Source organism: Streptomyces sp. NBC_01224 (genome assembly GCF_036002945.1).
GTDB lineage: Bacteria > Actinomycetota > Actinomycetes > Streptomycetales > Streptomycetaceae > Streptomyces.
Genome location: NZ_CP108529.1, coordinates 3,427,017 through 3,447,427, shown reverse-complemented (window position 1 = coordinate 3,447,427; position 20,411 = coordinate 3,427,017). Strand labels below are relative to the sequence as shown.

Annotated in this window: 17 protein-coding genes; 13 read left to right on the top strand and 4 right to left on the bottom strand. The window is 69.0% G+C overall.

Annotation, left to right across the window (positions count from 1 at the left end):
* Nucleotides 1-62: 62 nt before the first annotated feature.
* Together OG609_RS14850 and OG609_RS14845 are read right to left on the bottom strand one after the other, a co-directional pair.
* Nucleotides 63-1,685: an N-acyl-D-amino-acid deacylase family protein gene (locus tag OG609_RS14850; RefSeq protein WP_327273258.1), complete on the bottom strand. Its 1,623-nt coding sequence runs from the start codon at nucleotides 1,683-1,685 to the stop codon at nucleotides 63-65.
* A gap of 98 nt (nucleotides 1,686-1,783) precedes the next feature.
* Nucleotides 1,784-3,106, bottom strand: coding sequence for an amino acid deaminase (locus tag OG609_RS14845; protein WP_327273257.1), 1,323 nt, complete (start codon nucleotides 3,104-3,106; stop codon nucleotides 1,784-1,786).
* 167 nt (nucleotides 3,107-3,273) lie between these two features.
* On the opposite strand from OG609_RS14845, the gene OG609_RS14840 reads away from it, so the two are divergent.
* From OG609_RS14840 to OG609_RS14825, 4 genes are all read left to right on the top strand, one after another.
* Nucleotides 3,274-4,326, top strand: coding sequence for a sugar kinase (locus tag OG609_RS14840; protein WP_327273256.1), 1,053 nt, complete (start codon nucleotides 3,274-3,276; stop codon nucleotides 4,324-4,326).
* Nucleotides 4,327-4,399: 73 nt separating this feature from the next.
* On the top strand, nucleotides 4,400-5,158 hold the full coding sequence (locus OG609_RS14835; protein WP_327273255.1) for an IclR family transcriptional regulator: 759 nt from the start codon (nucleotides 4,400-4,402) through the stop codon (nucleotides 5,156-5,158).
* Between the two features lie 6 nt (nucleotides 5,159-5,164).
* Nucleotides 5,165-5,575 carry a RidA family protein gene (locus OG609_RS14830; RefSeq protein ID WP_327273254.1) on the top strand — a complete coding sequence of 137 codons (411 nt, stop codon included), beginning with the start codon at nucleotides 5,165-5,167 and terminating at the stop codon, nucleotides 5,573-5,575.
* A gap of 126 nt (nucleotides 5,576-5,701) precedes the next feature.
* A complete protein-coding gene (locus OG609_RS14825) occupies nucleotides 5,702-7,177 on the top strand; it encodes a GntP family permease (protein WP_327273253.1) in 1,476 nt (491 codons plus the stop codon).
* Nucleotides 7,178-7,241: 64 nt separating this feature from the next.
* Here the strand turns inward: OG609_RS14825 and OG609_RS14820 are convergent, their stop codons facing one another.
* Nucleotides 7,242-9,260 (bottom strand): serine/threonine protein kinase, encoded by a 2,019-nt coding sequence (locus OG609_RS14820; protein WP_327273252.1) that lies wholly within the window; start codon nucleotides 9,258-9,260, stop codon nucleotides 7,242-7,244.
* Nucleotides 9,261-9,470: 210 nt separating this feature from the next.
* A complete protein-coding gene (locus tag OG609_RS14815; RefSeq protein WP_327278053.1) occupies nucleotides 9,471-11,138 on the bottom strand; it encodes a chitinase in 1,668 nt (555 codons plus the stop codon).
* Nucleotides 11,139-11,901: 763 nt separating this feature from the next.
* Between OG609_RS14815 and OG609_RS14810 the strand changes: the two genes are divergently transcribed.
* The 9 genes from OG609_RS14810 (at nucleotide 11,902) to OG609_RS14770 (ending at nucleotide 20,372) form a co-directional block, all read left to right on the top strand.
* Nucleotides 11,902-12,768, top strand: coding sequence for a hypothetical protein (locus OG609_RS14810; RefSeq protein ID WP_327273251.1), 867 nt, complete (start codon nucleotides 11,902-11,904; stop codon nucleotides 12,766-12,768).
* Nucleotides 12,769-12,843: 75 nt separating this feature from the next.
* On the top strand, nucleotides 12,844-13,551 hold the full coding sequence (gene cpaB / locus OG609_RS14805) for a Flp pilus assembly protein CpaB (protein WP_327273250.1): 708 nt from the start codon (nucleotides 12,844-12,846) through the stop codon (nucleotides 13,549-13,551).
* Nucleotides 13,552-13,558: 7 nt separating this feature from the next.
* A complete protein-coding gene (locus tag OG609_RS14800; protein ID WP_327273249.1) occupies nucleotides 13,559-14,863 on the top strand; it encodes an AAA family ATPase in 1,305 nt (434 codons plus the stop codon).
* 3 nt (nucleotides 14,864-14,866) lie between these two features.
* The gene (locus OG609_RS14795) at nucleotides 14,867-15,340 is read left to right on the top strand and encodes a TadE family protein (RefSeq protein WP_327273248.1); all 474 of its coding nucleotides are present in this window, start codon (nucleotides 14,867-14,869) and stop codon (nucleotides 15,338-15,340) included.
* A 3-nt stretch (nucleotides 15,341-15,343) separates the two neighbouring features.
* Nucleotides 15,344-15,748: a TadE/TadG family type IV pilus assembly protein gene (locus OG609_RS14790; protein ID WP_327273247.1), complete on the top strand. Its 405-nt coding sequence runs from the start codon at nucleotides 15,344-15,346 to the stop codon at nucleotides 15,746-15,748.
* A gap of 67 nt (nucleotides 15,749-15,815) precedes the next feature.
* Nucleotides 15,816-17,153, top strand: coding sequence for a CpaF family protein (locus tag OG609_RS14785; RefSeq protein WP_327273246.1), 1,338 nt, complete (start codon nucleotides 15,816-15,818; stop codon nucleotides 17,151-17,153).
* 10 nt (nucleotides 17,154-17,163) lie between these two features.
* Nucleotides 17,164-18,102, top strand: coding sequence for a type II secretion system F family protein (locus tag OG609_RS14780; RefSeq protein ID WP_327273245.1), 939 nt, complete (start codon nucleotides 17,164-17,166; stop codon nucleotides 18,100-18,102).
* 14 nt (nucleotides 18,103-18,116) lie between these two features.
* On the top strand, nucleotides 18,117-19,004 hold the full coding sequence (locus OG609_RS14775; RefSeq protein ID WP_327278052.1) for a DUF5936 domain-containing protein: 888 nt from the start codon (nucleotides 18,117-18,119) through the stop codon (nucleotides 19,002-19,004).
* Nucleotides 19,005-19,055: 51 nt separating this feature from the next.
* Complete coding sequence (locus tag OG609_RS14770) at nucleotides 19,056-20,372, top strand: sensor histidine kinase (protein WP_327273244.1); 1,317 nt, start codon at nucleotides 19,056-19,058, stop codon at nucleotides 20,370-20,372.
* Nucleotides 20,373-20,411: the final 39 nt, after the last annotated feature.

The window sequence follows — 20,411 nt, the reverse complement described above, 5'->3', positions numbered from 1 at the left end:
CCCGTGCAGATCGCGTCCACGACCCCGTCGCGGTTGTGGTCGTAGCGGTTCTTCGGCCCGGATCAGCGGGTGCGGCCCGCTCCCCGTACCGCTCGGCCCGCCAGTTCCTGGGTCCGGTGGCCGTCCTCGATGACGAAGCGGCCGTCGATCAGCACATGCGGGATGCCGGCCGGCGGCGTACGCGGTTCCTCGAACGTGGAGCCCGCCGCCACCGTCGCCGGGTCGAAGAGGACCAGGTCCGCGCGGTAGCCCTCGCGTACGTGTCCCCGGTCGGTCAGACGCAGTCGCTTCGCCGGGCGGGAGGTGAGGTGGGCGACGCACTCCTCCAGTGACAGGACGCCCAACTCCCGTACGTACCGGCCGAGATACTGCGGGAACGTGCCGTACGCACGCGGGTGCGGCTTGTCACCCTGGAGAATGCCGTCGCTGCCGCCGGTGTGCACACGGTGGCGCATGATCTGCTGGACGTTCTCCTCGTGGCCCACGTGCTGGAGGATCGTGGAACCGAGCCGGTCCTCGATGAGCAGCCGGCGTGCGGTCACCCAGGGGGCCTCGCCGCGCAGGCGGGCGGACTCGGCCACCGTACGGCCGACATGGCCGGCGAGACCGGGCGCGCTGACGCCCGAGATCTCGATCGTGTCCCACTCGATCGGCACGCCGTGGCAGCCGTCCGAGCCCAGCACCTCCATGTGGTGCCGGATCCGCTCCGCCGCCCTGTCGTCCGCGAGGCGGGTGAGGATCGACTCGGGTCCGCCCTCGCTCGCCCAGCTCGGCAGCATCGCGACGAGGGTCGTGCAGCCCGGCGTGTACGGGTAGGTGTCGAGGGAGATGTCCGCGCCCGCGGCGAGGGCGTCGTCGAGCAGGGCGAGGAGGTCCGGTGCCTTGCCCTTGTTCACGCCGAAGTTCATGGTGGCGTGGGCGAGGTGGAGGGCGCAGCCCGCGTTCCTGGTGAGCTGCACCATCTCCTCGTACGCGCCGAGCGCGCCCGCCCCGTACGAGCGGTGGTGCGGGCAGTAGTAGCCGCCGTACCCGGCCACCACCCGGCACAGTTCGGTGAGTTCGGCGTCGTTCGCGTACATGCCGGGTGTGTACGTGAGGCCGGAGGACATGCCGACGGCGCCGTCCGCCATGCCCTGGGCGACGAGCTCCTTCATCCGGGTCAGCTCGGCGTCGGTGGCCGGGCGGTCCTCCCAGCCCATCGCGTACATCCGGACCGTGCCCTGCGGGATGAGGTAGGCGGCGTTGACCGCGATGCCCCGGCCGTCGAAGTTGCGGTCCAGGCGGTCCAGGTACTCGCCGACCGTGCGCCAGTCGAAGTCGAGGTCCGAACCGTCGCCGTTCCAGCCGGTGATCGTCTTCCGTACCTCGGCGAGCGTGCGGTCGTCGACCGGGGCGTACGACAGGCCGTCCTGGCCGAGGACTTCGAGCGTGACGCCCTGTGCGGCCTTGGCGCTGTGGTCGGGGTCGCGGAGCAGTGCGAGATCGCTGTGCGCGTGCATGTCGATGAAGCCGGGGGAGAGGGCGAGTCCGTCGGCGTCGAGGGTACGGCGGCCGGTGGGGCGCGGGCCGGAGGCGTGTTCGGGGTGGATCTGGACGATCCGGCCGTCGCCGATGGCCACGTCTGCGCGGTGGGCCGGGGTGCCGGTGCCGTCGATGACGTGCGCGTTACGGATGACCAGGTCCATGGGGTGGGCCGCCTTTCGCCAGGATCAAGCCCCTCCGGCGATCGAGGAGTGGGTGTCCGGGGGCGGAGCCCCCGGACACGGGGAGGGGCGGGCAGGGATCAGAAGAACGTGCGGATGTAATCCGTGACCGTGCCGTCCGCCTCCACCAGCGGAATCAGCTGCCACTTGTCGAAGCTCGTGCACGGGTGCGACAGACCCATCCCCACCCAGTCGCCCACCTCCAGCTCCGCGCCCGGCTCCGTACGCACCCATGTGTGCTGGTCCGACAGGCCGCTGACCGCGACACCCGTCGCGGGCCGGACCGTGCCGTCGCGGCCGGACCGGACGACCTGTGCCTGCGGGAGGTCGAGGTCGTACGCCGCGTCCCGCTTGCCCGCGTTGAGGAACGCCTGCTCGGGGGAGGGCCGGGAGACAACCTGGCCCCAGAGCCGGAAGGCGGGCTGCAGGGCCCCTTCCTCCGGGACGCGGTTGAACGGGGTGAGGTGGCGGTAGTGGCCGTCGTCGTGCGAGACGTACGCCCCGGAGCGCAGCAGCTTGAGCACCGGACCGGAGAGTTCCGGGATCCGGGTGAACACGTCCGCCACCGCGTCGAACCACGCACTGCCGCCCGCGCTGATCACAATCCCCTCGTCGGCCGCCGACGCCGCGAACCGGCCCGCGCGGTCGAAGGCGACGGCCAGCGCGACGAGCCGGCGCAGCCACTCCCGTACCCGCTCGCCGGACGCGTCGGGCACCTCGCCCTCGTAACCGGCCACGCCCACCAGACGCAGCGTCGAGGTCGCGGCCACCGCGTCGGCGACCGCCACACACTCGGCCTCGGTACGGACACCGGTACGCGCGCCCTCGCCCGCGCCCAGCTCCACGACGACGTCCACGGGGCGGGAGGCGCCCGCCGCCCGCAGCGCCTGGTCCATCAGCTCCACGCCGCGCACCGAGTCGACGTAACAGATGAAGCGGAAGTCCGGGTCGGAGTCCAGCTCACCGGCGAGCCAGCGCAGGGCCACGGCGTCGACGAGCTCGTTGGCCAGGAAGATCCGCCGGATTCCGTACGCCCGGTAGACCCGCGCCTGGTGCGGCACGGCCGCGGTGATGCCCCAGGCGCCGTGCTCCAGCTGGCGGGCGAAGAGCTGCGGGGACATGGAGGTCTTGCCGTGCGGGGCGAAGGCGAGCCCGTGGCGCTCCGCGTACGTCTCCAGAAGGGCGAGATTGTGCTCGACCGACTCGGCGGACAGGGCGAGCACCGGGGTGGTGAAACCGCCCGTGAAGAGATTGCGTCGCTCGGCGGCGAGGGCGCCGACGGTCAGGCCCTCCGCGTCAGGCGGGAGCGCCTTGAAACGGTGGTCGACCAGCTCGTCGGCAAGTCCGGCCACAGGACGGTCGGCGGCCAAGGGGGCCTCCTCGATCGAAGTCAGTTGCAGCATGTGCAACACCCATTGCGCATATCGCTTAACGCTGTCTAACATCCGAGCCGACGCCGGGTCAATGGCGAGAGCCGACAGCCGGCGCCGCACCGCCCCGAACCACTGCCCCGACGCACCCGCCACATCCGCCGCATCACCGAACCAGCCGACCCCGCGAGGAGCCCCGAGTGTCCGGAACCCAGGCCAGGACCGCCGACGCCGCCACGGCCGCCGAAGTCGTGTGCCTCGGCGAGTCCATGGTGACGTTCCTGCCCTCGCAGCCCGGACGCCTCGCCGACGTACCCTCCTTCGGCCGCGGTATCGGCGGCGCCGAGTCCAATGTCGCCTGCGCGCTCGCCGCCGCCGGGCACCGGGCGGCCTGGGTCAGCAGGGTCGGTGCGGACGGGTTCGGGGACCATCTCGTCGAGGCGGTCGCCGGCTACGGGGTCGACACCTCCGCCGTGCAGCGCGATCCGGCGCGGCCCACCGGGATCTACTTCCGGACGGCGACGGACCGGGCCACCGATGTGCACGAGGTCGCGTACTACCGGGCCGGGTCCGCCGCCTCCGCGATGTCCCCGGACAACGTCCCGTACGAGGCGCTGTTCGCGGGCCGCGTCCTGCATCTGTCCGGCATCACGGCGGCGCTCTCCGTCGACTGCCTGGCTCTGCTCCGCGACCTGACCGCCCCCCGGCCCGGACGCCCGCTGATCTCCTTCGACGTCAACCACCGGCCGGGCCTGTGGCGCGACGCCGACGCGGCCCCCGAGGTGCTCCTGGACCTGGCCCGCCGCTCCGACCTGGTCTTCGTCGGCGAGGACGAGGCGGAGGAGGCGTGGGGGATGAAGGGCGCGGAGGCGATTCGCGCGGCGTTGCCGGAGCCGGACGTGCTGGTCGTGAAGCGCGGATCCGACGGGGCGGCGGTCTTCTCGGACGCGGGCGAGGCCGACGACGTCACCACCGTCCCCGCCCTCCGGGTCGACGTCGTCGCCCCCGTCGGCGCCGGTGACGCCTTCGCCGCCGGGTTCCTCTCCGCCACCCTCCGCGACCTCCCCGTGCGCGACCGCGTCCGGCACGGCCACCTCATGGCCGCCGCAGTCCTCACCGTCCCCGGCGACCTCACCGCCCCTGCGGCCCGCGCTCACGCCGACGCCCTTGCCGCACTGGACGACGAGGCCTGGGGGAGACTGCGTCTCGGCCCCGGGTGGACGGGGGACGACCAGGAGGTACGTACGACGTGAGCGGGCGCAGCGAGCGAACAGACAAGAGGGGCGTCCCGGGCGAGGACCGGGCCGAGGGCAGCGAGGCACGCGCATGAGTCAGACCGTCGACCGGGCGCTGAGCATCCTGCCGCTGCTCGCCCAGGGGCCCGCCGACCTCGGGCAGGTCGCCGAGCGGCTCGGCGTCCACAAGTCCACCGCGCTGCGCCTGCTCCGTACGCTCCACGAGCACGGACTCGTCTACCGCCAGCAGGACCAGCGCTACCGCCTCGGCGCCCGCCTCTTCGCGCTCGCGCAGGAGGCCGTCGAGAACCTCGACGTACGGGAGATCGCCCACCCCCACCTCGTCGAACTCAACGAGAGCTGCGGCCACACCGTGCATCTCGCGGTGTACGAGGAGCACGAGGTCCTCTACATCGACAAGGTCGAGAGCCGCTACCCGGTCAGGATGTACTCGCGGATCGGCAAGCCCGTCGCGATCACCGTCGCCGCCGTCGCGAAACTGCTTCTCGCCGATCTCACCGAGCCCGAGCGGCGCGCCATCGCCGAGAAGCTCGACTACCCCATGTACACGTCCCGTTCGATCCCGAACGCCGGTGCGTTCCTCAAGGAACTCGCTGTCGTCCGCGAACAGGGCTGGGCCACCGACCTCGGCGGCCACGAGGAGTCCATCAACTGCATCGGCGCCCCCATCCGGGGTGCGGACGGGCGGGTCGTCGCCGCGATGTCGGTCTCCGCACCCAATGTCGTCGTCACGGCCGAGGAACTCCTCACCCTGCTCCCCCTGGTGCGCCGCACCGCCGACACCATCAGCCGGGAGTACTCCGGCACCAACCAACCCAAGAAAGCCTGAACAGCCATGACCGAGAAGATCGCCCTCACCCCGAGCACCCACACCACGCCGCCCGCGAAGTTCTCGCACGGCGTGAAGAAGGGGAACATCCTCCAGGTCGCCGGCCAGGTCGGCTTCCTCCCCGCCGTCGAGGGCCAGGCCCCGACCCCCGCCGGTCCGACGCTGCGCGAGCAGACCCTCCAGACCTTCGCCAACGTCGAGGCGATCCTGGAGGAGGGCGGCGCGAGCTGGGACGACGTGATGATGATGCGCGTCTACCTCACGGACGTGGACCACTTCGCCGAGATGAACGAGATCTACAACGCCTACTTCGGCGAGCAGAACCTCAAGGCGGCCCCCGCCGCCCGTACGACGGTCTACGTCGGCCTCCCCAAAGGCCTGCTGATCGAGATCGACGCGCTCGCGGTCCTCGGCTGAACCAGCTGATCCACTTGCCGCACCCGCTCCACCGCATCACCACGCACGGCACGGCGCCCCGCACCACGGGAGCGCCGTGCCGCGCTCCCCCCTACCCAAAAGCCCTCTCCGACAACGGAGTTACCCATGCTGCTCGCCGCCACCCCACCCCCGGCCGAGACACCACCCCACACCGGTGGACTCCTCCTGCTCATCGACGGCACCGCCGGTCTGCTGACCGTCGCGGCTCTCGGCATCGCGCTCCTCCTCTTCCTGATCATCAAGGTCAGGCTGCAACCGTTCGTCGCGCTGCTCGCCGTCTCCATAGCCGTCGGCCTGGGCGCCGGTCTCTCCGTCACCGAACTCTTCGGCACGGTCCAGAAGTCCGCCGCCGTCTCCGTCATCGAATCCGGCATGGGGGGCATCCTCGGCCATGTCGCGATCATCATCGGCCTCGGCACGATGCTCGGCGCGATCCTCGAAGTGTCCGGCGGCGCCGAGGTGTTGAGCGCCCGCCTGCTGAACCTCTTCGGTGAGAAGCGCGCCCCGCTCGCCATGGGCCTGACCGGCCTCATCTTCGGCATCCCGGTCTTCTTCGACGTCGGTATCTTCGTCCTCGCGCCGATCGTGTACGCCGCCGCCAAGCGCTCCGGCAAGTCGATCCTGCTCTACGCGATGCCGCTGCTGGCGGGCCTCTCGATGACCCACGCCTTCCTGCCGCCGCACCCGGGACCGGTCGCCGCCGCCGGGCTCTTCCACGTCTCGCTCGGCTGGGTCATCCTGATGGGCGCCGTCGTCGGCATCCCGTCCGTGCTCGCCGCCTGGGGCTACGCCGCCTGGATCGGAAAGCGGATCTTCGTCGAGGTGCCGCAGGACATGGTCGACGCCGCCGAGGAGGCCAAGGCCGCGGTCGTCGCCGAACAGCGGGCCGCCGGGGTCACCCCGCGCGAGGAGCCGGTCGGGCTCGCCACCGTACTCACGATCATCGGCACCCCGCTGGTGCTGATCCTCGCCGCGACGTTCTCCTCCATCGCGCTGGACCCCTCCACCTTCCGATCGGTCATCGAGTTCTTCGGCAACCCCTTCGTCGCTCTGACGATCGCGCTGCTGCTCGCGTACTACCTGCTGGGCATCCGCCGCGGCTGGTCCCGCAAGTCCCTCGAATCGGTCTCCACGTCATCCCTGAAGCCGGTCGGCAACATCCTGCTGGTCGTTGGCGCGGGCGGCATCTTCGGCGCCGTCCTCAAGGCCAGCGGCATCGCGGACGCACTCGCCGACACCTTCAACGACGTCGGCCTGCCGGTCATCCTGCTGGCCTGGCTGATCTCCGTGGTCCTGCGCGTCGCCCAGGGTTCGGCGACGGTCGCGATCGTCACCACCGCGGGCATCGTCGTGCCGCTGGTCGAGGGCCAGGACATGTCGCAGGCGCACCTCGCCCTGATCATCATGGCGATCTCGGCCGGCTCGATCTTCGCCTCGCACGTGAACGACGGCGGCTTCTGGATGGTGTCGAAGTACTTCGGCATCTCCGAACGCGACACCCTGAAGTCCTGGACGGTCCTGGAGACGGTCCTGTCGGTGGCGGGGTTCGCGGTGGCGGCGCTGCTCAGCCTGGTGATCTAGGGTCTGCCGGACAGGATCCGCCGGACATTCCGATCGGGCTGTCGCCGATGGCGTGATGCCGCGGTCAGTCGACCGCCATGGTGCAGAGCGCCGTCTTTCCGGCGTGCACGGTGTAGATCCAGTAGCGCTCCTGGTCGTACCGGGACTGGGAGCAGAAGCCGTTCCCGTACGACTTCTGGCTCCGGTAGAGATCGGTGATCTGCAGAATCCTGTTGTACCCGTTGGGAACGGTGTCCTTGCCGCAGTCCCAGACGGTCATCAGCCGCGCCTTGGTCATCTTGTCGCCGTCGGCCTTCGCCACGAAGCACTCGCCCTTACGGAACTGGCGCGACACACAGAGGGTGGTGCTGAACGCCGACTGTGATCCCGCGTGGTACCAGTACCACGCGCCGATGTCGGTCGGACAGTCCGTGATGGCGATGCCGCGATACGCCGAGGTCACCAGGAGGTAGGCATTGGCGGCATCGCAGTCCACCGTCTCCGGGGTCCGGGTCGACCACGCGTCATAGCCGTCGTCGTAAGCGTTGATGCAGTCGCCGCTTGATACCGAACGGAAGGCGACATCGCTGGCGTCAGGGGTCGGGGAGGGCGGCGGGGTGTACTGGCTGCCGCCGGTACTGGTACTGGTGCTTGTGCTTCCGCTGCTCGTCCTGCCGCTGCTGCCGGTGTCGGACTCGCAACTGTTCCAGAGAAAGAGTCCGACGATGAGAAGCGGGATGATCACCCAGCCGTCGGAGGACTTCTTCTTGGCGGGAGTGGGAGTGGGAGCGGGGGGCGGGGTGGCTGCTGCTCCGGCCGCTGTACGCGGCGGACGCGGCGGTGTGCGTGCCGACGACTGCGCTGACGACGCCTCGGAAGAAGACGCCCGGGCCCGCGCCTGCGCGCGCTCACGTTCGGCCCGTTCCTTCTCCGCCTGCTCCCTCTCCGCCCGCTTCTTCTCCTCCGCCGCCATGCGTGCGGCTCGCTCACGTGCCGCACGTCTCTCCTGCCGGGCGGCCTCGGCGCGGGCATGTTCACTCGCTGCCCGCTCGCGTTCGCGGTCCCGCAGTTCCTGCTGGCGTGCGGCCCGGGCCGCGTCGTCGTGCGTCTGCGTGTACACCCGCGTCGGACCCGGAGGTGGTGTCACGCTCGTACGCTGATCGACGGTGGGTGCGCCGGGATCCACCTGGACCGTCCGCTCCAGATCACGGCCCTGACGCTCGTACACCTCGATCAGCTCGGTCCATCGCTGCGGCAGCCACCGGCTACCGCTCCTGGACACCGGCAGGCCGGCCAGCGACTTCCTGAACCAGCTGAGCATGTCGGCCGGCCGGGGCCGCTCTGCCGGATCGGCCGCCAGGCACGGGCGGATGAGCGGCGCGATCTCCTTCGGCAGCCCCGTCAGGTCCAGTTCACCTCGTTGCACCCGGGCCAGAAGGGCGAGTGTGTCCCCGTCCACTCGGTACGGCGGCCGGTTCATCGCCAGGTGGAAGAGGGTCGCACCCAGCGAGTACACATCGGAGGCCGACGTCGAGGCATCGCCGCGTGCCTGCTCGGGAGAGGTGAAAGCGATCGTGCCCAGGGTCAGGCTGGTCCGGGTGATGTCGGCGGCGTGCGAGATGCCGAAGTCGATCAGGCGGGGGCCCGCCAACGGCAGCAGGATGTTCTGCGGCTTCACGTCCCGGTGGACGATGCCCTCGCCGTGCAGCGCGACGAGCGCCTCCGCAGTGCCCGCCGCCAGCCACTGCACGGCAGAGGCGGGTAACACCCCTGCGGTGCTGACCAGTTCGGAGAGGGAGGGGGCGGCGATGTAGTCGATGGCCATCCAGGGCATTTCGGCATCCGGGTCGGCTTCCCTCACCCGTGCCGTGAACGCGCTGTCGATCCGTTGCGCCACCTTCACCTCGCGGGCGAACCGGCGCCGGTCGATGGCGCTCACCTCGCCCTCGGCCAGCAGCGTCTTGACCGCCACGAGCTGCCCGTCGGCGGCCCGCGCCAAATAGATCCGCCCCATGCCGCCGGACGCCAGCCGACCGAGCAGTCGGTATGCCCCGAGTGCTGCCGGATCGTTCTCGCTCAGTCCCTCCAGCTGTGCCCCCGCCATGTCGCTCCCCCCCCGTCGCTGCATGGTGCGGTGAACAGGGTCCCACGAGGGGCCGGTGGACGACATGACTCTCTCCGTACCGGATCGGCAACTCCCCTTCCTCATCCGGGAGATGGGTGAGGAGAGGTCAAGGATGTGATCCGGACCCGGACGTGCAGCAGCGCCGCCGGGGGAGCGGCGGCGCTGCTGGTCACTGAAGCCGGACAGTGGTTACGGCAGGCCGTGTACGTGCGGGGCCACCGCGTTCGACCAGGCGTTGCCCGACTTGGCGTCCCAGTTGGTCGACCAGGTCATCGCGCCGCGGAGACCCGGGTAGGTCTTCGCGGGCTTGAACGTGCCGCAGTTGGTGCCGACGGCCAGGCAGTCCAGGGCCGCGTTCACGATCGACGGAGAGACGTAGCCGCTGCCCGCGCTGCTGGTGGAGGCGGGGACGCCGAGGCCGACCTGGGACGGGTCGAGGCCGCCCTCCAGCTGGATGCAGGCGAGCGCGGTGAGGAAGTCCACCGAGCCCTGTGAGTAGACCTTGCCGTCGCAGCCGAGCATCGAACCGCTGTTGTAGTACTGCATGTTGACGACGGTCAGGATGTCCTTGGTGCCGAGCGCCGTCTTGAAGTACTCACCCGAGGTGGACTGCATGTCGATGGTCTGCGGCGCCATCGTGATGACGAGGCCGGAGCCCGCCTTCTGTGACAGCGAGCGCAACGCCTTCGTCATGTAGGTGGAGTTGAGGCCGTTCTCCAGGTCGATGTCGACGCCGTTGAAGCCGTACTCCTGGATGAGCGAGTAGACCGAGTTGGCGAAGTTGGTGGCGGAGGCGTCGCTGTTGACGGAGACGGACCCCTTCTCACCGCCGACCGAGATGATGACGTTCTTCCCGGCCGCCTGCTTCGCCTTGATGTCGGCCTTGAACTGGTCGACGGTGTAGCCGTTCAGGCCCGCCGTGTCCAGGTTGAAGGTGACGGCACCCGGTGTGGTCGTGGCGTCGGCGAAGGAGACCGCGATGATGTCGTAGTTCGCGGGTACGTCGCCGAGCTTCTGCACGGTCGCGCCGTTGTTGAAGTTCTGCCAGTAGCCGGTCACCGCGTGCTTGGGCACCGAGGTGCCGGGGTTGGGGTTGCCACCGCCGTCCTTGGCCGTACGGCCGCCGACAGTGGCGGACTTGACGGACTCACCGGCCGCGTTGGTGGCGCTCACCGCGAACTGGTACGCCGTGTCGGCGGTCAGACCCGTGATCGTGGCGGAGGTCCCGGTGGCCGTGGTGGCCTTCGCGCCGTCCTTGTAGACGGTGTAGCCGGTCGCGCCGGACACCGCGTTCCAGGACAGGGCGATGGACGAGGGCGTGGTCGCGCCGACGGTGAGACCGGCGGGCGCCGCGGGGATCTCCGGAGTGGGGTCGGTGCCGCCACCGCCGTCGGGGCCGCTGACCGAGATGTCGTCCGCCAGGTAGGCGGCCTGCCCGTACCAGCCGTGCGTGTACACCGTGACCGAGGTGGTGCTCGGGCCGGTCTTGAAGCTGGTGGTGAGCTGGGTCCAGCTGCTGGAGCCGGGGGACCAGGTCGATACGTCGGTGGTTCCGGTACCGCTCGCGCCGAGGTACGCGTACCCGCCCTGCACCCAGGAGCTGAGCGTGTACGTCGAGTCGGGCTTCACGGCCACGGCCTGGGTGCACTTCGCGTTGTCCTGGCCGGCCGGGGTGGCCTTGAGGGCGGCGGTGCCACCGTGCACGGGGGAGGAGACGGTGGTGCCGCTGCCACCGGAACAGGTCCAGTTGGCGAGCCCCGACTCGAAGCCCGCGTTCTTGGCGACGTTGACATCGGCGGCCTCGGCGTTGCCGACGAGACCGGTGGCGGTCAGCGCGCCGGCTGCGAGGACGGCCATGGCTCCGCCGAGGAGCGGCCGGCTGTGGCGCCTGCGGATTCTGTGGCCGCTGACGGGGGAAGGTTCCACTTGCTGCCTCCGTGGGGGAGTTGGGGATGCCGGGCCGGGTACCTGGGACGAGCCGGCGGGGTCGACCGGCGGTACCCGGGCTGTCCGGGGGGTGGCGTGGAGATGAAGGGGGAGTGCAGTTGAACGACGGTGGTCACCGCTGGCCGATAAGTTGGTCCAGACCAATCGAGTTGTCAAGACCTCTGGCGCTGCCGACCGTTCGGTCCGTGCTCGCCGGGCGCTCCGAGGCCGCCCCGTCGGCCACCCGTGAACGACCGTTCAGGGGTTCCGCAACGGCCGTGGGCCGCCGAAGAATTGACGATTTGTTGAGCATGCTCGCCCCCCGTGCGGGTGATGCGGCTCAGATGCCCGGACGGTGACGATCCGCCACCGCCGGAGCCCTGTGTGGCAGGTTTCGCATCCGGCCTGACGTGCGGAGATGAATTTCGGGCCGCAGGTAATCGGAAGGTGGATTCGTAACACTCCGCAGTGGTACAGGAGTTAACGATTTTCGATTTGATCCGATTTAGCATGGAGATGTTGTGCAGGCGGCTCGCACAGGTTGTCGTACTGACCTCCGAAAAGTGTTCTCTGCCAGGTAGGACGTGGATAAAGTGCTGAGGCAGAACCGCGGAGCAGGAGCGATTGCGGCCGACGTCATGACCGTCGTTTGGCCGGAGCCGAAACGGGGAACAGCGTGCCGACCGCAATAGCAGTGACCAGTGCTGATTTGGTACTACCTCCGACCGACCAGCAGACACCGACAGCAGCCCTGCTGCAGGCTCCCGACGCCCAGGCGTTGGAGATGGCCATCGGTGACATGCATGTGCTGCTCGAACAGCACGGCTACGTCGTCGCCGTCTACCCGACCGGCATCGCGCCCGCCCATGAACGCCGGCTCTACTCCGTACGGTCCGTTCTGGAGAGCGACCGCATCGCCCTGCTCAAGGTGGACCTCCCCCCCTTGGGCGTCGCCGTACTCGTAAGGCAGCTCCGCCAGTTGTCCATCTGTGACTTCAGCCCGGGAGTGGTCGCCTCCGCCGCCCGGCTGCTGTCCCACTACATCCACGCGGGCGCCCTGCTGAACTCCGTCACCAAGTTCGACCGGGTCCCGGTCGACCTCAGGACGCACGCCAAGTCCTGGGTGCCGGGCTCCCAGTTCGCCGTGGTCGCGGGGCCGGACCCGCAGCTCGTCAAGGTCGGCCCGAAGGCGGACCCACCGACCGGCCCGGAATTCGCCACGGATCTCTTGATCGCCAAAGGGCAGTCGCAGTCCGAGTGGGTGAAGCAGACCCTGGCACCCGCGTGGCAGGTCCAGTCCATTCACGAGGCCGCGCTTCCTTCCGAATCCCCGGCATGGTGGGGAACCGGGAAACTGGTTGAATTCGCTGCCTATCTTCCAGACATCTCCACCCTGTACCAACTGGTGTCCTCCGTACGTCGCGAGAACTGCCACTGGTGCGGAATGGACCTCATCGGTGACCGCTGCGGGTTCTGCTCCTCCCCGCTACCCGCAGCTGAGAGCCGAATGCACCCTGCCGGTGTCCTCAGCCATGGAGCGCCCGCACCACCGCAGTCCTAGCGCTTCCGCTTTCCTCCGTAGACGCCCTTCTGTCCGCTGCCCCACGCATCCGATTCGAACGAGGTTGTCCGGCCCATGAACTCCCGCCAGCGCCGCGGCGTGATACTCCTGCTTTTGTCGGTTCTGTGCGCCTTCGGCGCCTTCGCCGGCGTGCTCTCGGTGATCAGCGATGTCAACACCAAGGTCGGCCCCGAGGTCTCGGCCTACCAGCTGAGGTCCGACGTAGCGCCCTATACCGCCCTGTCGTCCGGCCAGTTCGAGAAGATCTCGATGCCGAAGCGCTGGCTCTCCACCAACGCGGTGACCGACCTCTCCGAGGTGAACGGCAAGATTGCCGTCACCCAACTGCGCAAGGGCTCGCTGCTCCAGTCCGACATGATGCAGAAGCGCCCCGAACTGCAGCCCGGGGAGCAGGAGATCGCCATCATGATCGACGCCGCGACCGGCGTCGCGGGCAAGATCACCCCCGGTGCCACGGTCAACATCTACGCCACCTTCGCCGGTGAGCGCGACGGCGACCCCTCCCAGTCGAAGGTCATCGTCTCCAACGCCAAGGTGCTGGACGTCGGCAAGCTGACCGCCCTGGAGCCGAGCCGCGACGGCAAGTCCAACATGGGCACCGAGGCCGTCCCGATCACCTTCGCGCTCAACACGCTCGACACCCAGCGCATCGCCTACGCCGAGTCCTTCGCGGAGCACGTACGCCTTGCGCTCCTGGCCTCCGGCAGCGACAGCACCATCAGGCCTGGCGATCGCACCTACACGCTCAACAAGGACAAGTGAGGATCGAATGACCACCAGGATCCTCCCGGCCGTCGGTGACGTCGACGCGGCCAGATCCGTCACCACCCTGCTCAGTCAGCTCCCCGACGCGGAACCGGCTGCTCCCGTCGGCGACTCGACGCAGCTCATCGACACCCTCGCCCGGCTCGCGGGCGAATCGCTCGACGAACTGCCCGAGGTGGTGGTGGTCCACGAGCGGATCGGCCCGGTGCCGGCACTGGAACTGATCCGGGAGGTCTCCCTGCGCTTCCCCGCCATCGGGGTCGTGCTGATCACCGCCGATGTCACCCCCGGTCTGTTCGCGTCCGCGATGGAGTCGGGGGCACGCGGTGTCATCACCCTGCCCCTGAGTTACGAGGAACTGGCCAACCGGATCCAGTCCGCCGCCCAGTGGTCCGTCGGCGTCCGCCGCCACCTGAGCACCGGAGCCGATGTCTTCACCGGCCCCGGCGGCACGGTCATCACGGTCAGCGGCGCAAAGGGCGGGGTCGGCGCCACCGTCACCGCCGTACAACTCGCCCTGGCGGCCCAGGCGTCCGGACGTACCGTGGCCCTCGTCGACATGGACCTCCAGGCCGGCGACATCGGCTCGTACCTCGATGTGCAGTTCCGACGTTCCATCGTCGACCTGTCGACCATCACCGACATCTCGCCGCGTGTCCTGTCCGACGCCGTGTTCACCCACGGCTCCGGCCTCGCGCTGCTCCTGGCGCCCGGTGAGGGCGAGAGCGCCGAGGAGGTCAGCGACCGATCGGCCCGGCAGATCGTCAGCGCCCTGCGTTCGCGCTACGAGGTCGTGGTCATCGACTGCGGCAGCCAACTGCAGGGAGCCAGTGCCGCGGCCATCGAGATGGCCGACTCGGCGCTGCTGGTCACCACACCGGATGTGATCGCGGTGCGCGGTGCCAAGCGCCTCGTACGGATGTGGGAGCGGCTCCAGATCCGCAAGGCGGAGGAGACGGTCACCGTCGTCAACCGGTTCATCCGCAACACCGAGATCCAGCCGCAGCTGATCGAGAAGATCACCGGAACCCGGACGGCCAACACGGCCGTTCCCGCGAACTTCAAGGAACTCCAGAGCGTCGTCGACGCGGGCCGGCTGCACGAACTCGATTCCAAGAGCACCGTCAAACAGGCCCTCTGGGCCCTTGCGGGCGAGCTGGGCATCGTGAAGGTTCCTGAGAAGGCGGAGAAGAGCGGCGCGAAGAGCGGCGGAATGTTCAAGAACGACCGGGGCTCGATCGGGCGCCCACGCGTCGGCCGACGCGACGGCGACGCCCGGAACCGGGCGACGACCAAGGGGGCAAGTTGACCAATGGCACTTACCGAGACGACAGACACGGAGATACGGGGAAGGCGTTACGGTGATCCGTCCCCGGCGCGAGGCCGGGTGCGGGGCTCGGTGCATGGCCGGATGCTCGGCCGCAGGCGTGACCGCGGCCAGACCGCGATCGAATTCCTGGGCGTCACACCGCTGATCATCCTGCTGGCGGTCGCGCTCTGGCAGTGCGCGCTGATCGGATACACGTTCAGCCTGGCGGGGAACGCGGCGGACAAGGCGGCGCACCAGGGGGCCATCACGGAGGGCCTGCGGGTGCAGGAATGCCGGCAAGCGGCCAAGGAGCACCTGCCGAAGGCCTGGCGGAAGTCGATGAAGCAGACGACGTGCCGTTCCAGGTCCGGCATGTACAAGGCCGAGGTCAAGCTGCAGGTGCCCGTCCTGGTGCCCGGTGTACTCAACTGGCCGTTCCGCGTCGAAGGCAACGCCGCATTCCCGCTGGAGGGCTGAGCGATGAGCAAGCGCACGCACACACCCGGCCGGACGGCCGCTACCACCACCGACACCCCCCGCCGCGACCGCGGCCAGGTCGCCATCGAGTATCTGGGCTTCCTCCCCCTGCTGCTCCTGGTCGGCCTCCTCGCGATTCAGGCGGGCCTCGCCGCGTACGCCGCCAACCAGGCAGGGACCGGGGCCCGGGCGGGAGCCCGTATGGCCAGCATGTCGACGGGCGACTGCGACGAGCAGGCAGCCAAGGACGCGATGAGCGGCTGGACCGCCGACCGGGTCGATTTCCCGCCCACCCCCTCCTCCTTCGACGAGGTCACCTGCACCGTCAGTGTCGACGTGCCCGACATCATCCCGGGCGTCCATATCTGGGGTCGGGCCGAACGCAGTTCCACGATGCCGCGCACCTGACCCCGCGGCGCACGTGCCGCTTCCTCACCAGCGGTTCAACAAGCAAGTCGGAACGAGGAGTTACGGAATGAGTCTGCGGGCACGCATGACCGCCCCCGAGAAGAACGGCGGGGCGCGGGAGGACAGCCACATGGTGGCCACCTACCGCGCCAAGCTGCTCGAAGAGATCGACCTGGCGGAGATGTCCTCGCTCGCCGCCGCAGACCGGCGGGCCCGGCTGGAGCGTGTACTCAGCCACATCATCAGCCGCGAAGGACCGGTCCTCTCGACCGTCGAACGCACCCAGTTGATCCGCCGGGTCGTCGACGAGGCCCTCGGTCTCGGCATTCTCGAACCGCTCCTCGAAGACGCGTCCATCACCGAAATCATGGTGAACGGACCGGACCAGATCTTCGTCGAGCGCAGCGGCAAGGTCGAACAGCTCCCGATGCGCTTCAGTTCGCACGAGCAGCTGATGCAGACCATTGAGCGCATCGTCTCGACCGTCAACCGCCGCGTCGACGAGTCGAACCCCATGGTTGACGCGCGTCTACCCAGTGGTGAGCGTGTCAACGTGATCATCCCGCCGCTGTCGCTGAGCGGCGCCACCCTCACCATCCGACGGTTCCCGAGGGCCTTCACGCTCCAGGAAATGATCAACGTCGGCTCGCTCGACGAGCAGATGCTGATCCTGCTCTCCGGACTCGTCCAGGCCAAGCTGAACGTCATCGTCTCCGGCGCCACCGGTACCGGGAAGACGACGCTCCTCAACGCGCTCTCCGGCCTCATCCCCGACAGCGAGCGCATCGTCACCATCGAGGACTCCGCCGAGCTCCAGCTCCAGCAGAGCCATGTGATCCGGTTGGAGTCCCGTCCGGCGAACGTCGAGGGGAAGGGCCAGATCACCATTCGTGACCTGGTCCGCAACTCCCTGCGTATGCGCCCCGACCGCATCGTCGTCGGTGAGGTCCGTGGTGGTGAGTCGCTCGACATGCTCCAGGCGATGTCGACCGGTCACGACGGCTCGCTCGCCACCGTCCATGCCAACAACGCCGAGGACGCGCTCATGCGTCTGCAGACTCTGGCCTCGATGTCAGAGATCAAGATCCCGTTCGAAGCGCTGCATGACCAGATCAACAGCGCCGTCGACGTCATCGTCCAGCTCACCCGGCACGCCGACGGTTCCCGCAAGATCACCGAGATCGCCGTCCTCGACTCGCACGGCCGCGATCCCTACCGCATCGTGACCGTCGCCCGGTTCGACGCTCAGCCGATGGACGCCGAAGGACGGATCAACGGCGAGTTCAGGTACCTCCCGATCCCGCGCAAGATCGCCGAGCGTCTCTACATGGCCAGCCAGCCCGTCCCGCAGGCCTTCGGGGTCGCCGAATCCGCCGAACAGCTCGCCACCCGAGAGGCCAACTAGGTATCGTGCCATGACGAATCTCCCTCTTCTCACGATCGGCGTCACACTGCTCTGCGGCGTCACGGGCGTCACGGGCCTGCACGCCTACTCCGGCGGAAAGGCCGACCGGGACGCCCTGGTGGACCGCCTTTCGCACACCGGCCACATCCCGGAGACCGGGCGCCGCCGCCGATTCCGGGGACTCGACAGCAGGCTGCGCAAGACCGGCCTGGGCCGGAAGCTCGAACTGAAGCTGGCCGCTACCGGCCTCGACATCACACCTGGCGAGTTCTTCGTCTACGCGCTCGCCGCCATGGCCGGCCTCTGGTTGATCGCCTCGTCCATGCTCGCCAGCTTCTTCGGCCCGGTCGCCGCCCTCATCGGCCTCTGGGGCACCAACGCCTTCCTGAACTGGCAGCGGACCAAACGCACCGAACGCTTCATCAACCAGCTCCCTGAGCTCGCCCGTATCCTCGCCAACGCCACGCAGGCCGGACTCGCCCTGCGTACGTCCATCAGCATGGCGGCCGACGAGATGGAGGACCCGGCGGGCGAGGAGCTGGCCCGGGTCTCCCGACGCCTCGCCGTTGGTGAACCCCTCGAGGACGCGATGAGCGAGCTGACCGACCGGCTGCCCTCCCGCGAACTCGTTGTCCTCGTCACCACCCTCGTCCTGTCCAACCGAGCCGGCGGTACGGTCGTCAGCTCACTGCGCAACCTCACGGAGACGCTGGAGGAGCGCAAGGAGACACGGCGCGAGGTCAAGACCCAGCTCTCCCAGGTCACCGTCACCGCATACGCCGTCCCGATGTTCGGCCTGGGCGCCATGCTCCTGATGAACGCGGTCATGCCCGGCGCACTCGACCGCATGACCGGTGCCTTCATCGGCCAGGTCGCGGTGGTCGTCTCCATCGCCCTGTACACGATCGGATTCATCGTGATCCGCCGCATGTCCCGGATCGACGTCTGATGGGCGGGGCGCACATGGGCCTGCTGCTCGCCGGCGTCATGGGTCTCGCGGTGTACGGAGTCATCGCCGGCATCCGCATGTACCGGCGCGATGCGAAGCTCCCCGGCGACCTCGCGATCGCCCTGGAAGTCGGTTCCACCCGCACCAGCGCGGTCGGTTCCGGCATCGACCGGCTCGGCATGCGCTGGGCCCCTGCGGTCCTGCGGATGATGGGACCCAAGGCCGTCAACAAGAAGCGCCGCCAGATCGACCTGGCGGGCAACCCCGGCGGTCTTACGATCGACCGCTACGCCGCCCGTCGCGCTGTCTACGGCGGCCTCGGCGCGCTCGGCGCCTTCACGATGCTCCTGCGCGGCCAGATTTTCCTTGCGCTACTGCTGATCGCATTCGGCATCTTCTGGGTCGAGGTCGGCATCTGGTCGGCGGTCCGCGTCCGTCGCGACCACATCGACCGGACGCTCCCCGACTTCCTCGACGTCCTCGCCGTCGTCGTCTCGGCGGGCCTCGGCTTCCGCCAGGCGCTGGGGCGCGTCGCCGAGAAGTACGAGGGCCCCTGGGCCGACGAACTCCGCATCACCCTGCGCCAGATGGACATGGGTGTCAGCCGACGCGAGGCCTTCGAGCAACTGCGCAAGCGCAATGACTCGGAGCAGGTGGCGATGTTCGTGACCACGCTCCAGCAGGGCGAGGAGCTCGGTGCGCCGATCGTCGAGACGCTGATCCAGATCGCCAACGACATGCGCCGCACCGACGCCCAGAACGCCCGCCGGAAGGCGGCCAGGGCCGTACCCAAGGCGACCTTCGCCGTCACGACGTTCCTGCTTCCCGGAACGCTGGTGCTACTGACGGTCGGCTTCGTCTATGGGGCCGACATCGACCTCGGCTTCCTCACGGGCGGATGACGTGAACGAGGCGGACGGTGGGCACGACGGTCGGAAGGAGGTGACAGGCACATGTCGTTCCAACTCGGTGGCATTCAGGCGGGACTGAATGCTGAGGTACGCCGGGCGATCGCCGATCCCGGTTCACGCCCGGCGTTCGCGATCCAGCTGAACGCGCTCCAGGCGATGTGCCGCCAGGTCTTCGGCTTCCGGCTCGCGATGATCGCCATGGCCACACCGTTCGCCATCGGTCACACAGCCTCCGGCCCGGCCTCCTGGCTGATCGGCTCGGCCATCCTCGTCACCTTCATGGGCAGTTACGTCCTGTTCCGCGACTGGGAACGCTTCGGACCTGTCCTCCTCCGCCACCCCTGGCTGCTCGGCATAGACGCCTTCTTCGGCGCCCTGCTGCTGATCACCGCCAGCCCCGAGTCCACCCTCGCGTACGTCACCGTCTGCACCCCGCTGTTGGCCGGACTCGTCTACGGCTGGCGTGGCGCTGCGGTTTTCGCCGCACTCCAGACCGTCATCGTCCTCGGCGTATACGCCACCGACCCGAAACTGCAGCCCGCCGACGCCACGGCGTTCCTCCTCCCCGGCTTCTGCGTCATCGCGGGCGCCGTCGGCGTCACCCTGCGCAATCTGCTCCTCCGCTTCGGGGCGGCCAGCCAGGCCCTCACCGAAACCAGGGCCCGCCTCGCTGTCAACGAGGCCGTGGAGGGCGAACGCACCCGGCTCGCCCGAGAAATGCATGACTCGGTCGCAAAGACCCTGCATGGCTTGGCGCTGGCAGCCGACGGCCTGGCCGGCTCCTCCGATCGCCTGGACCCGCTCACCGTCAAACATCAGGCCGAACTGGTCGCCCGCGCCGCCCGCCGGGCCGCCGCCGAGTCCCGCGAGCTCCTCTCCGACCTGCGCCGTGAGTCCGGACTCGATGGCGGCGTGGATGTCGTACGCGAACTCCGGGCTCGCGCTGACGACTTCACCCGACGTCACGGCCTCACCGCCACCTTCAGACTGCTCAACGACGCGCCGATCCCGCACGTCCCCCAGGTCGTCGCGCGCCAGCTGCTCACCGTCGCCTCCGAAGCGATGGAGAACGCCCACCGCCATGCTCAACCCACCTACCTCGTCGTACTGGCAGGTGTGGCGGGCGGTGTCCTGCGCGTCAGTGTGTACGACGACGGGCGCGGCCTGCCCGCAGGCACGACGCTCGACGACCTCCGGCACGCCGGGCACTTCGGCCTCGTCGGCATGGTCGAACGCGCCGCATCCATCGGCGCCCGCATTCGCATCGGAAAGGGCCAGGCGGCAAAGGGGACCGAAGTGCGCCTGGAACTCCCGATCGCCGCTCTCAGTACCGCTCTCGAAGCAAAACAGTCCGACTGAACAGCTCAAACTCCACCCTCACCCCCCATAAAACCCTGA

Coding starts and splice junctions, on each gene's coding strand:
- OG609_RS14830 (WP_327273254.1), top strand. CDS start 5,165: ATGACCGAGAAGATCGCCCTCACCCCGAGCACCCACACCACGCCGCCC.
- OG609_RS14835 (WP_327273255.1), top strand. CDS start 4,400: ATGAGTCAGACCGTCGACCGGGCGCTGAGCATCCTGCCGCTGCTCGCC.
- cpaB (WP_327273250.1), top strand. CDS start 12,844: ATGAACTCCCGCCAGCGCCGCGGCGTGATACTCCTGCTTTTGTCGGTT.
- OG609_RS14845 (WP_327273257.1), bottom strand. CDS start 3,106: ATGCTGCAACTGACTTCGATCGAGGAGGCCCCCTTGGCCGCCGACCGT.
- OG609_RS14775 (WP_327278052.1), top strand. CDS start 18,117: ATGGGCCTGCTGCTCGCCGGCGTCATGGGTCTCGCGGTGTACGGAGTC.
- OG609_RS14780 (WP_327273245.1), top strand. CDS start 17,164: ATGACGAATCTCCCTCTTCTCACGATCGGCGTCACACTGCTCTGCGGC.
- OG609_RS14850 (WP_327273258.1), bottom strand. CDS start 1,685: ATGGACCTGGTCATCCGTAACGCGCACGTCATCGACGGCACCGGCACC.
- OG609_RS14820 (WP_327273252.1), bottom strand. CDS start 9,260: ATGGCGGGGGCACAGCTGGAGGGACTGAGCGAGAACGATCCGGCAGCA.
- OG609_RS14795 (WP_327273248.1), top strand. CDS start 14,867: ATGGCACTTACCGAGACGACAGACACGGAGATACGGGGAAGGCGTTAC.
- OG609_RS14790 (WP_327273247.1), top strand. CDS start 15,344: ATGAGCAAGCGCACGCACACACCCGGCCGGACGGCCGCTACCACCACC.
- OG609_RS14825 (WP_327273253.1), top strand. CDS start 5,702: ATGCTGCTCGCCGCCACCCCACCCCCGGCCGAGACACCACCCCACACC.
- OG609_RS14785 (WP_327273246.1), top strand. CDS start 15,816: ATGAGTCTGCGGGCACGCATGACCGCCCCCGAGAAGAACGGCGGGGCG.
- OG609_RS14770 (WP_327273244.1), top strand. CDS start 19,056: ATGTCGTTCCAACTCGGTGGCATTCAGGCGGGACTGAATGCTGAGGTA.
- OG609_RS14815 (WP_327278053.1), bottom strand. CDS start 11,138: ATGGCCGTCCTCGCAGCCGGCGCGCTGACCGCCACCGGTCTCGTCGGC.
- OG609_RS14800 (WP_327273249.1), top strand. CDS start 13,559: ATGACCACCAGGATCCTCCCGGCCGTCGGTGACGTCGACGCGGCCAGA.